The sequence below is a fragment of the Acetobacter cerevisiae genome (genome assembly GCF_001580535.1).
GTDB lineage: Bacteria > Pseudomonadota > Alphaproteobacteria > Acetobacterales > Acetobacteraceae > Acetobacter > Acetobacter cerevisiae.
In genome coordinates this window covers 1-10,384 of record NZ_LHZA01000092.1, presented here as the reverse complement: position 1 = coordinate 10,384, position 10,384 = coordinate 1, and the positions used below count along the sequence as shown (strand labels likewise).

The following is a 10,384-nucleotide window of genomic DNA, read 5'->3' as shown; positions in this document are numbered from 1 at the left end:
TAGTAAGGGCTCCCTTTGGGGAGCGGCTTGGGTTGCCTTCTGGGAAGTTTCGGCCAATCATAGCCCCAGAAACGGGGAAGGCCCGGTGCGACAACACCGAGCCTTCAGCAAGTCCGATTAGAACACACCTAAGCGGACCGCCTTTCGTGGAAGGATTAACCCAGCTTCGGGTTCCACTTCAAGCGGAAGATGGTCGGCGAAGCAGAGAAACGCCATGGCCAAGACTTCTGATTTTATTGCTCACCATCGCAATCCATTTATCGCTCAGTGCATCTGGGACCGTCTTTGGCGGGCCATGACGCAACTTCGTTGCCAAGATATTCTGACTCTTACACAGCAAGACGCCGTGCTGACTCTTGCCAGGAACGAAGAGCATATTCCCCGTGCTGAAGGCGGAGCCTTATTCCTTCCTAAAAAGGAAATTGTTTGCGTTTTGGGTGAGTGTTCGGAACGAACAGCTAAGGCTGTTCTAGAAAAATTAGAAAAATGCCGTGTCTTAATTGTCGTGGATACTCTCGAATGGAAACACGGCAGACAAAGACGGTCTGAAAAAATATATCACGTAAATTGGGATGAAGTTGATCGGTTGGTGGCTCTTGAAAAAGCCAGAATCGCTTTGATTGATGCTGACATGATTGCCAGAGAAAAACGTAATTCGGCGATCTGGGGAGAAGGCTAATGTTTGTCCGTAGCCGCATCCCCCCTGTTTGGGCTGACTACACGAAAGTGCGTGTTGCGTACGCTTGGGGTGAACACCTATGGCACGCTCTCGCAGAGTCCCTACTGTGAAAGACGTGCTTATGCCGAAATCGGTAGCGTTCGACATCCTGTGGCGGGGCGAGCGCCGGATGCGTCACTGGGGTGTAGATATTGGCACTGTTTCGTAAGAGATACATGCCACAAATTATAATGCGTTGTGCCTCGTCTATATGGGGGATGTCAGCATGTGAATAGAGTCATGGGTGTCACGTTGAACCCCAGATGCGAACAGGGGATCGGCGTTTTGAAAATCAGGCCTATCGGGCGTCAGGTTTAAACCTGCTGGTGGCAGCGGTTATCCTATGGAATACGTGCTATCTTCAGTCTTCCATCGTAACGCTCGGCATTTCCGATGACCTGGCGCGGCATATTGCACCCCTCGGTTGGGAGCATATCTCTCTGACAGGGGACTATCGCTGGAATGTCGATGAACAACCCGACGTCGACGCGTTACGACCGCTTCGGGTGCCTGCATCCCTGCTTGTCGCTTGAACCCCAATGCTGGCGGTTCTGTAGGTGTTCACCCTAAGCGTACGTAAAATACACTTTCGTGTCGTGACCCCAATATGGGCGTGTCCCGGTCTGCCTCAGAGAGTGAGTTCTGGGTCAAGACAGCGCGGTGTCAGAGGCATGGTGAGGGGTCTACGAATGGAACGAGCCCCCTGTGATCTCACATGAGCGCTCCGCACTTGCTGACATGCCTTGCGAATCTACGCTAACAGCGTATATAAAGGAGCATGACAGGGCCTGAGATTGAGTTTGAATGGGACGATGCAAAAAGCGATGCCTGCTTTGAAGAGAGGGGGTTCGATTTCGAATATGCAGCCCAGATTTTTCTGGGGCCTGTTCTTCAGAAACCGGACGACCGTAAGGACTATGGAGAACCCCGTATCCGGGCCGCAGGCTTGATTGAGGGTATTCCGTTTATGGTCGTTTATACGGTGCGCGGGACGTGTCTGCGCATCATCTCGGCCCGGAAGATGCACCAGAAGGAGTGGATCAAATGGCAAAACTGACATTGGCAGACATCAAACGGCGTGGCGGTCGGGTCAATCGGGCACGCGTTCAGGCGACGACGGCCGCAGAGATTGACCAGCAGGCCCGCGAAGATGGGACACAAAGCGATCTGCCGGGGCCGGCCTATCCGTCTCCTGCGACGGTGCGCCGCCAGTTGAAGCTGACCCAGACAGACATTGCCACTCTGGCCGGTGTGCCGGTGGCGACATGGCGGAACTGGGAGCAGGGCCGTGTGAGCCTTGACCCGGCGGTGCGGACGCTTCTGCGTGTCTTATGGCGTGAACCCGATGCGGTGCGCCGAGCGATGGTAGCCTGATCGAACCACAGAGAAGCGGGATCAGGAGCAATGAGGTGCACCTCCCACAAAAGGCCCCTTCTTGCTAGACTGCCTTCAGATACGCATAAAGCGTTTCCCGGCTTATTCCGAATTCACGGGCAATCTGGGCTTTAGGCTCATGGGCAGAAACGCGGGCCTTTAGTTCCGTGATCTGTTCCGGTGACAGGGATTTCTTGCGTCCGGGTAGCTTTCCCTTGGCTCTGGCAGCCTGTTGCCCTTCGCGCTGGCGTTCCTTGATTAAGGACCGCTCAAATTGAGCGAAAGACCCCATCACTTGCAGGATCATCGTCTGCATGGGCGAGGTGTTCCCCTCGAACGTCAGGGCTTCTTTGATAAACCGAACACCTACGCCACGGGCTGTGAGTGTCTCCACAAGATGCAATAGGTCTTGAAGGTCACGAGCAAGCCGGTCGATGCTGTGACAGATGATGGTGTCACCTTCCCTTACAGAGGCCATCGTGTGGAAAGTACGCTAAACAACGTTTAGCATGAACAGTAGAAGAACGTCTGGGTAGCGTGATCTTGTCTGAGGGCAAGTCGCTGTTTCTTTGTTGAACAACGGCAAGCAGCACGGAAGTTAGCGGATGAAATATCCGCTAACGCGCCAATATGGCTGTTCACGAGAAAGTACGACGGTTTCAACCGCGTTGGGTTTGTTAGCGAAACGCGTCTGGAACTGAATGATCTGATAGTCACCCGCCGGCGTGCCCGGCAGCGTTTTTGTCTGCATCACGCTTTGGAAGGTGCGTGATGACGGGCGTCCCAACGGTTGTCGTACAGACTGGATCGTAGTGGCCCACTGCGCCGAGGTGATCTTTGCCTTGAACAGTGTGCCTGCGGCTTGCCAGCTTGCATCCCACTGCCCTTCATCAAGCAATTCGACCCATTTGCGGGCATCCGCCGATGCCTTTGTTTCGGCAGGACGGGCAATGCTTGTCGAAATATTCTGGGCGGAAACCCGGGCGTCGTCCTGCCCGCTGATGGTCAAAAGCGCTGCGGCCGCAATGATAAGAGACATGATAAGCATTCCTCCGGTAAGCCACGCCAGGCGATGCCCCGACGATCGCGGCGGTGCTGGCTCTTTGGCTCTATCCACCGAAGAAGTTGCTTCGGCACCCCCAATTTCTTTGGGGCCGACATTATTGGGGGTGCCCCCATCCATCTCGGCGAGACGTCGGGCAGCTTCACGGCTGCTCGAAACGCCCAGCTTGCGCCGCGCATCGCGTAGGCGGTCATTTATTGTGTGCACCGACAGACCAAGCGTATTGGCGATGGATTTCGCGTCATGGCCGACCAGAAGCAGACGTAGAGCTTCTTTCTCGCGCGCGCTGAGAACCACTTGATCGTCTGTTGTCATGATACAGCCGATGGTGTCGGCCGCGCGACGCCAAGACGCTTCATCTCGCGATAGACAGTCGATCGCCCGATCCCGAGCTGACGCGCCGCTTCAGTCGGCGACACGCTCGCCGCGATAAGTTTTAGCGCCGCGCTGATCTTGTCGTTGTCGAGCGGCTGCCGCCCCGGCAGCCTGCCCTTTGCTCTCGCCGCTGCAATCCCGTCGCGTGTACGTTCTGAGATCAGTCGCCGCTCAAAATGCGCAATGGCGCCGAAGACGTGGAAGATCAGCTCTCCGGCTGCGGAGGAAGTGTCGATTTTCTCCTCCAGGCTGAGCAACGCTATTCCGCGTGAGCGGAGCATGGTCACCGTTGTCAGCAACTCTCCCAGTGAACGACCGAGGCGGTCGAGCCGCACAACCGCAAGCGTATCGCCCTTGCGTGCGTATTCCAGCAGCTCGTCCAGTCCTGGTCGCTCCATGCTCTTGCCCGACATCACATCGGTGAACACACGGATCGTACCGGCTTCTTCCAATCGCATACGCTGCCCGGCCACATCCTGATCACCGGTACTGACACGCGCGTATCCCAGAATGCCGCCCATGGCACCGTCTCCCAAACGACCGTTCTGTGGACACTGAGTGAATGACCATTCCGGATCGACAATATCCGTCCACATAATGCGTCTCTTTACTCTCCGCTGTCCATAGCCGAGACTGACCTTTTGTGGACGGAATGACAGCGTGACCAGGCTCAAACATCACCTGCTGACAGCCCAGGAACGGGATCAGATGCTCGCCATCCCGACAGACCGGGACAGTCTGGTCCGCCTTTACACTTTCGAGCCATCGGATCTGGATATCATCGGTTCCCGGCGCAGGCGACGCACCCAGATGGGCGTTGCCGTGCAACTGGCGTTACTCAGGCACCCGGGAACAACACTGGCTCAGTTTGTGCAGGACGTCGGATCGACGCCATCCGCGTTGGTCGCCTTCGTGGCAGACCAACTTGAGCTTTCCGGCAGCGACCTCGCCGATTACGCCGCGCGGGAGCAGACGATGACCGATCATGCCCGCGATCTGATGACGATCCTTGGCCTGCGCGCGCCCCAGAGAGCCGATATCCCGTTCATGATCGAGGCTGCGGCAAACGCAGCCTGGGCCACGGACAGCGGCATCGTAATCGTCCGGGCCGTGATGGACGCGCTACGCCATGCCAAAATCGCACTCCCTTCGATTTCAACCATCGAACGCGCCAGCATTGCGGGACGGGCGCGGGCCCGACGGAAGACCGCGCAGGCGTTAACGCAGGGCCTCACAGGCGATCAGGTCACGGCGCTGGATCGGCTTTTCGCCACAACGCCTGAAGGGAGCATCAGCCAACTTGCCTCGCTCAAGACCATACCGGTTGCCGTCAAGCCGGATCACATCAAGCGCATTCTGGAATTGTTGAGACAGGTTCGACAGATCGGGATTGATCCCGTCGTCGCCAAGCGCATTCACATCGACCGCTTTCACCAATACGTCCGGGAAGGCCGGATATCTCCGGCCTCGATGATCGAGCGCTACACGCCATCACGCCGTTACGCCACGCTCGTCGCTTTCCTGATCGATGCCGAGGAACGTCTGACGGACAGCGCCCTGGACATGGCTGACAAGCTGGTCGGCAGCATCTTTACCCGGGCACGGAACACAAAGGCCCGCAGCTTTTCGGCAACATCGAAGAACGTCGCACGCCTGATGCGCCTGTTTCAGGCGACCATCGATGCCTTGGCCGAGGCGGCCAGCGACGGCAGAGATCCTATGGAAACTCTGGATGCCACGGTCGGATGGGCGACCCTGTTGAAAGCAAGGTCAGAGGTTGGGGCGATCGCCAGGACTGCCGACCTCGATCCTCTGACAGCCGCTGCGGAGCGTTATATTACCCTTCGAAAATTCGCGCCCGATCTGCTGGAAACGCTGGAATTCCAGGCAGGAAGAGGAGGCGCCAAGACCCTGGCTGCGATCACGTTGTTGCGGAATCTCAACAGAGCAGGCAAACGCGATTTACCTGGCGACGCACCGATGCCGTTTCGCAAGGAATGGCAGAAGATCGTTATCGATCAGGATGACAAGCCCAACCGGCGTCTGTGGGAAATCGCGACGCTCGCGCATTTGCGCAACAAGCTGCGTTCCGGCGATGTGTGGATCGAGCGGTCGGCCAATTATCGTCGCTTCGACAGCTACATGCTCAGTAGGGAGCAGGCAAAACCGTTCATTGCCGAACTTGACCTGCCCCTGTCGGCAAATGAATGGCTGGATCAGCGCGCTCGCGAATTGGATAAACGCCTGAAGAAGTTCGCGCAAAGCCTGAAACGCGACGCCTTGCAGGGGGTGCGCTTTCGTGACGGGCACCTCCAGATATCGCCGATACGCGCGACAACGCCGCCGCAAGCGGAAAACCTGGCGCAACAGCTCAACGCCCTGATGCCGCCAATCCGCATCACGGAGCTGCTGCACGAGGTGGCGCAGGCTACCGGTTTCCTCAGCGCCTTTACCAATCTGCGCACGGGCGAAGCCTGTCCCAACGAGAATGCGTTACTCGCGGCCATTCTGGCGGACGCTACCAATCTGGGGCTATCACGCATGGCTGCCGCGAGTCACGGCGTTACCCGTGATCAGCTCTTCTGGACCCACGACGCTTATGTCCGCGACGAAAATTATCGCAAGGCGCTGGCCGTCCTCATCAACTCTCATCATCGTCTGCCATTTTCCCGGAGCTGGGGGGACGGTTCGAGTTCGAGCTCTGATGGGCAGTTCTTTCGCGGCGCCAAGCGCGGTGCCTCGGGCGGAGACGTCAATGCCCGGTACGGCGTTGACCATGGGTTCAGCTTTTACACGCATGTGTCTGATCAGCGTGCCCCATACCATGTGAAGGTCATCTCGGCTGCGACACACGAAGCGCCATACGTGCTCGACGGCCTGACCAGTCATGGAACCGGGCTTAAAATCTCCGAGCATTATACCGACACGGGTGGTGCCACCGACCATGTCTTCGCGCTCTGCGCCCTGTTGGGTTTTCGCTTTTGCCCGCGCCTGCGCGACTTTCCGGATAGACGCCTGGCGTCCATCGCACCGGCCAGTTCCTATCCCTCCATCAGCCCGCTGCTTGGCAAAACCATCCGCACCGACATCATTCGGGAACAATGGGAGGACGTGCTGCGGCTTGTCGGATCAATCAAGGCCGGGCATGTCGCGCCCTCCAGGATGTTGCGCAAGCTTGCTGCCTATGAGCGCCAGAATCGGCTCGACGTCGCACTCCAGGAAATCGGCAAGATCGAGCGCACTCTGTTCATGCTCGACTGGCTCGAAACCCCTGATCTGCGGCAGAGATGTCAGGCAGGGCTCAACAACAGCGAGCAGCGGCATGTGCTGACCCAGGCAATCCATACCTTCCGCCAGGGACGGATCATCGACCGCAGCCATGAAGCCCAGCAATACCGGGCGTCGGGCCTCAATCTCGTCATCGCGGCGATCGTCTACTGGAATACAGTCTATCTGCAAACCGCCGTCACACATCTGCGCTCAACATCGGCGGCCGTCCCTGAGGACCTGCTGGCGCATACTTCCCCGGTGGGATGGGAGCACATCGCCTTTTCCGGAGACTTTCTCTGGGACAAAGCCGCAGCTTCTGCGGGCCGCAAGACGCTCAATCTGTCGAAACAGGCTCGTGCCGCCTGATCGTTCCTTTATTGTTCATGCCAAACGTTGTTTAGCGTACCATCCACACGATGGCCTCTTACATAACGCAGCATCTCGATGAGGGCCGGTCTGTTCCGCGTGCCGCCGGAGCATTTGTCCGTGAAGGTCTTATCCACCTTCACCCCATCGAACCTCTGCCGGTCCGTGTTCTGGTCAACACTTGATACCCGAACATAGGCGATGATCTGACCGGCCATGATGAACGCTCCCTTATGTGTCAGAAAACACCTAAGGAATACGCTGACAATATGTCAATAAATTCGTTTTGTGTGTTTTCCTGACACTCGAAAAGCTCGGTTCTCAGCCAAGGCCGGAAGTGTCCAGAAAAGTATGCAATGTTGACACCTACCGATCCCCAAACTTGCGGGCAGCGTTCTCACGTTCAAATAATTCCTCAATCGCCCGTTTGATAAGCTGGGAATTGTCCAGCTTCAAACGCGCGCGAAGAATTGCGACCTTTTCCACCGTGTCAGCCTCCAGATAACCGCCAATGTGTTTTAGTCCGGCCCTGGTATTCTTCACGGATTTAACTGCCTTGGTTGCCGGTTCATCAATCTGCCCTGGTTCCTGCTGACGTTTCATCACGTCCAGAAATGAACTGGCTGTTGGTTTTTTGCTCATTTTTGCACCTTTGCACGCTTGCTTTTGTGCACAATTGCACTTGTGCCAATGTTCGCATGTTCTTTTATGCGCATCCAGAGTGCAGCAATTTCCTGGGCTGCTCTTCCTCTGGGCTCCGTCTCTGTGGCTGTTTTCCCTTCGCGGGCGGCATCTCTATGCGCCTTCAATCGCGCAATAGACGGCAATGCCATGTCCAGGTTCAGATTTGCGAAAATCTCTCGCCCTATGTCCTGTTCAGTTTTTCCAGATGGCTGCGTCATGGTCAGAACGGCAAGAGCAGGTTTCCCTGCCAGTCGTGCCAAGCGTTCCGTGCGAGCAACCTGCTCATATGCCTCTATGTCTGGCGTGCAGGGTATCAATACCATATCGGCGGAATCAACGGCGGCTGGCGTCTCTGTGCTTCTGGCTGGTGGTGTGTCGATAAATACAACATCACATCCTGCATCCTCTGCACGTTTCAGAATTGCAGGCAGTTCGCGCTCTGTTGAGAACTGAACTAATGGCGTGTCTGCTTCTCGACGTTCAGACCAGGCAACGGTTGATTGCTGGCTGTCCATATCAATCACCAGGACATTCAAGCCTTCCAGAGATGCCGCAACAGAAAGAGATCTGGTAAGCCAGGATTTACCGACACCTCCTTTCTGCATAGCGATTGCAAAAGTTCTCATGTGCATTTTTGCCCTTGTTCCATTGTGCACAACTGCATTTGTTTATAACTGCAACTGTGCAGGATTTCCAAGATATATCCTTGAATCGGTAGGCAAATAGTAGGCGTGATGTTGGTTTCGGGCTACGTAGGACCTAGCTGTCAGGTCGCGTTGACAAAAGGTCTATACGATCATCCTGAGATCTGATTCACTGGTTGCTTCGACGAAGGCGATAAGGTGAAGCGGGGATGGCACGAGGGGATCTGACGGATCGTGAATGGGCACTGATTGGTCCGCTTTTGCCATCCGAGCGCGGACGTTGGGCTAGACCAGGGCAGCGCCCTCGTTTTCACCGTCACATCGCTTGCTGTCATCCGTCCATTTCCTCTCGATAGCCCCGACGCTGCTTCACCCGCATCCACCGCACCAGCTCTTTCTGAGCGGCAACCGGATCGCCGAAATGTTCCCGCCGTTCCTGACCGATGGTCCCCAAACGTCCCCAGGAGCGGACGAGAACAGTGCCTCCAAAGAGATCGTCCTGCAGGGTCAGACGGTAGAAGCGCCAGCAGTTGGTCGCCGGGTCAATCCGCTGCAGACGGGCGCTTTCAGGGAAGAGGCTGAACTGGCGAGGCAGGGCCATTTGCGGGACTTTAGGCATCAGATCCCGAAAAGTGTAACAGGTCCGGATCCGAACCGTCAGGGCTTTTTCTCCAGGGATGCGGATTTTCGGGGCTTTTCCGCCGATCGTGAGAGCGGGACGGGGAGGAGCGATCCGGGCGGGCCTAGCTGTCAGGCTGTGGTGTTAGATTTATCCACTACCTCTGCATGAAGCCATTTCTCTGGTAGAAACGGCTTCCGATGCAGCCTTGCGAAGTTGCAAGGCACAACTTTGCGCAGAAATAATCATTCTTTGTGCACTGGCAGAAAAGGGTAGTCTGCCTCCGCTTTTGCCTACGGCAACAAGAGCGAGATCCTTATACGCATCTACAAAAATACTTTGTGCAACACTGCCAATATCTTCACAGCCGCCTAAATCTGTTGGCTGGAACATATTTTTTGCGCGAAAACAAAGCAGCGCAACCTTTTTTCCGGCAGAATAAGACGAAGCTGCATTCACTCCATTATTGGAAAGATAGGCTTGCACATCATCTATGCCTGATGGGGATGAGGCGTAATCAACATAAAAATCTTCCCCTGTTTGAGAAACAGAAAGAGCCTGTCCGGTAATATAGATAGGCTTGTCCATGGGGAAATCTTTTGCAGCCGTAGATGAACTGGATTTCCATTGTGCCCAATAGGCTTGAGCCGTTACCACGGTTGGACGCGGAAAAACTGGTGCCCAATTTATAAGGCTTTTGCCGCCGCTCAGAAATGTTTTGATATCATTGGTGAGTAAAATGGATGCGGCATCAACATAAGGGTAGGCATCATCAACAGTCTGCGGCGCAGAAGATGCCATAACTGGTGTTGCCCATATCAGCATGGCAACCAGAAGTAACTTTTTCAAATTCATCTCCCTTCTTTGTCCGCAATTATATCTTCGGAGAGAAGAAGAGGGAGCCCCGGTTTACATTTTGGTGGCAGGTGGTTTTGGGCCACCTGCCTGCGCAATTCTCAGGAATGTGCGGCAATAACGGTTTTTGCCAGAGATTCAATATCAGAGGCTTCTACGCCCTCTGGGTTGCGCTCTGCTTTTTTAGCCACTTCGCGTTCGGCTTCACCAGCCTTTACGCCGCCTTTAAGCACATAATTTGCCAGTTCACGCACTTCTTCCTTGGTTGCCAGCTTGGGCTGCTTAAGGGCGCGTTCTGCCAGATGGAAAAGGGAGCTGGTTTCGTGCGGTGCTTTATCAGTCATGGAGAATATCCTTTTTGCCTTGATGCTTAAACCTAAGCATTTGTTCGGTAATCCCCCCATTTTTAGTGGGGC

General features: G+C 55.6%; 13 protein-coding genes and 1 pseudogene. 5 read left to right on the top strand and 9 right to left on the bottom strand.

The genetic code is table 11. From position 1 onward, the window contains the following. The first annotated feature begins 214 nt into the window (after positions 1-214). From AD928_RS01705 to AD928_RS01690, 4 genes and pseudogenes are all read left to right on the top strand, one after another. Positions 215-679 (top strand): hypothetical protein, encoded by a 465-nt coding sequence (locus AD928_RS01705; RefSeq protein WP_062247731.1) that lies wholly within the window; start codon positions 215-217, stop codon positions 677-679. A 314-nt stretch (positions 680-993) separates the two neighbouring features. Then, positions 994-1,251 (top strand): annotated as a pseudogene (locus AD928_RS01700) (Tn3 family transposase); the annotation flags it as partial. A gap of 245 nt (positions 1,252-1,496) precedes the next feature. Beyond that, positions 1,497-1,775, top strand: a complete 279-nt coding sequence (locus tag AD928_RS01695; RefSeq protein ID WP_062247727.1) for a BrnT family toxin — start codon at positions 1,497-1,499, stop codon at positions 1,773-1,775. Next, entirely contained in the window at positions 1,763-2,092 is a 330-nt protein-coding gene (locus AD928_RS01690; protein WP_062247725.1) for a helix-turn-helix domain-containing protein, read from the top strand. Before AD928_RS01695 ends, AD928_RS01690 begins: the two co-directional genes overlap by 13 nt. Before the next feature lie 64 nt (positions 2,093-2,156). Here the strand turns inward: AD928_RS01690 and AD928_RS01685 are convergent, their stop codons facing one another. The 3 genes from AD928_RS01685 to AD928_RS01675 form a co-directional block, all read right to left on the bottom strand. Continuing rightward, positions 2,157-2,570, bottom strand: a complete 414-nt coding sequence (locus AD928_RS01685; protein ID WP_062247723.1) for a recombinase family protein — start codon at positions 2,568-2,570, stop codon at positions 2,157-2,159. 120 nt (positions 2,571-2,690) lie between these two features. Continuing rightward, on the bottom strand, positions 2,691-3,470 hold the full coding sequence (locus tag AD928_RS14330) for a helix-turn-helix domain-containing protein (RefSeq protein WP_082779683.1): 780 nt from the start codon (positions 3,468-3,470) through the stop codon (positions 2,691-2,693). After that, positions 3,467-4,126, bottom strand: a complete 660-nt coding sequence (locus AD928_RS01675; RefSeq protein WP_231869367.1) for a recombinase family protein — start codon at positions 4,124-4,126, stop codon at positions 3,467-3,469. Before AD928_RS01675 ends, AD928_RS14330 begins: the two co-directional genes overlap by 4 nt. Before the next feature lie 64 nt (positions 4,127-4,190). Between AD928_RS01675 and AD928_RS01670 the strand changes: the two genes are divergently transcribed. Continuing rightward, positions 4,191-7,166, top strand: a complete 2,976-nt coding sequence (locus AD928_RS01670) for a Tn3 family transposase (protein ID WP_062247721.1) — start codon at positions 4,191-4,193, stop codon at positions 7,164-7,166. An 8-nt stretch (positions 7,167-7,174) separates the two neighbouring features. On the opposite strand, the gene AD928_RS01665 is transcribed toward AD928_RS01670, so the two are convergent. The 6 genes from AD928_RS01665 to AD928_RS01640 all read right to left on the bottom strand — a co-directional run bounded on the left by AD928_RS01665 (position 7,175) and on the right by AD928_RS01640 (position 10,312). Then, a complete protein-coding gene (locus AD928_RS01665) occupies positions 7,175-7,384 on the bottom strand; it encodes a recombinase family protein (RefSeq protein ID WP_062247719.1) in 210 nt (69 codons plus the stop codon). 148 nt (positions 7,385-7,532) lie between these two features. Next, positions 7,533-7,808: a hypothetical protein gene (locus AD928_RS01660; protein ID WP_062247717.1), complete on the bottom strand. Its 276-nt coding sequence runs from the start codon at positions 7,806-7,808 to the stop codon at positions 7,533-7,535. Next, positions 7,805-8,476, bottom strand: a complete 672-nt coding sequence (locus tag AD928_RS01655; RefSeq protein WP_035366358.1) for a ParA family protein — start codon at positions 8,474-8,476, stop codon at positions 7,805-7,807. Before AD928_RS01655 ends, AD928_RS01660 begins: the two co-directional genes overlap by 4 nt. A gap of 349 nt (positions 8,477-8,825) precedes the next feature. After that, the gene (locus AD928_RS01650) at positions 8,826-9,095 is read right to left on the bottom strand and encodes a WGR domain-containing protein (protein ID WP_306308885.1); all 270 of its coding nucleotides are present in this window, start codon (positions 9,093-9,095) and stop codon (positions 8,826-8,828) included. Positions 9,096-9,263: 168 nt separating this feature from the next. Continuing rightward, positions 9,264-9,968: a hypothetical protein gene (locus tag AD928_RS01645; protein ID WP_062247714.1), complete on the bottom strand. Its 705-nt coding sequence runs from the start codon at positions 9,966-9,968 to the stop codon at positions 9,264-9,266. 101 nt (positions 9,969-10,069) lie between these two features. After that, a complete protein-coding gene (locus AD928_RS01640) occupies positions 10,070-10,312 on the bottom strand; it encodes a hypothetical protein (protein ID WP_050818276.1) in 243 nt (80 codons plus the stop codon). Positions 10,313-10,384 lie beyond the last annotated feature (72 nt).

Excerpts from the sequence above, each read along its gene's own strand:
- AD928_RS01675 (WP_231869367.1), bottom strand. The coding sequence starts at position 4,126 with ATGTGGACGGATATTGTCGATCCGGAATGGTCATTCACTCAGTGTCCA.
- AD928_RS01695 (WP_062247727.1), top strand. The coding sequence starts at position 1,497 with ATGACAGGGCCTGAGATTGAGTTTGAATGGGACGATGCAAAAAGCGAT.
- AD928_RS01690 (WP_062247725.1), top strand. The coding sequence starts at position 1,763 with ATGGCAAAACTGACATTGGCAGACATCAAACGGCGTGGCGGTCGGGTC.
- AD928_RS01685 (WP_062247723.1), bottom strand. The coding sequence starts at position 2,570 with ATGGCCTCTGTAAGGGAAGGTGACACCATCATCTGTCACAGCATCGAC.
- AD928_RS14330 (WP_082779683.1), bottom strand. The coding sequence starts at position 3,470 with ATGACAACAGACGATCAAGTGGTTCTCAGCGCGCGCGAGAAAGAAGCT.
- AD928_RS01665 (WP_062247719.1), bottom strand. The coding sequence starts at position 7,384 with ATGGCCGGTCAGATCATCGCCTATGTTCGGGTATCAAGTGTTGACCAG.
- AD928_RS01645 (WP_062247714.1), bottom strand. The coding sequence starts at position 9,968 with ATGAATTTGAAAAAGTTACTTCTGGTTGCCATGCTGATATGGGCAACA.
- AD928_RS01655 (WP_035366358.1), bottom strand. The coding sequence starts at position 8,476 with ATGAGAACTTTTGCAATCGCTATGCAGAAAGGAGGTGTCGGTAAATCC.
- AD928_RS01705 (WP_062247731.1), top strand. The coding sequence starts at position 215 with ATGGCCAAGACTTCTGATTTTATTGCTCACCATCGCAATCCATTTATC.
- AD928_RS01640 (WP_050818276.1), bottom strand. The coding sequence starts at position 10,312 with ATGACTGATAAAGCACCGCACGAAACCAGCTCCCTTTTCCATCTGGCA.
- AD928_RS01650 (WP_306308885.1), bottom strand. The coding sequence starts at position 9,095 with ATGGCCCTGCCTCGCCAGTTCAGCCTCTTCCCTGAAAGCGCCCGTCTG.
- AD928_RS01660 (WP_062247717.1), bottom strand. The coding sequence starts at position 7,808 with ATGAGCAAAAAACCAACAGCCAGTTCATTTCTGGACGTGATGAAACGT.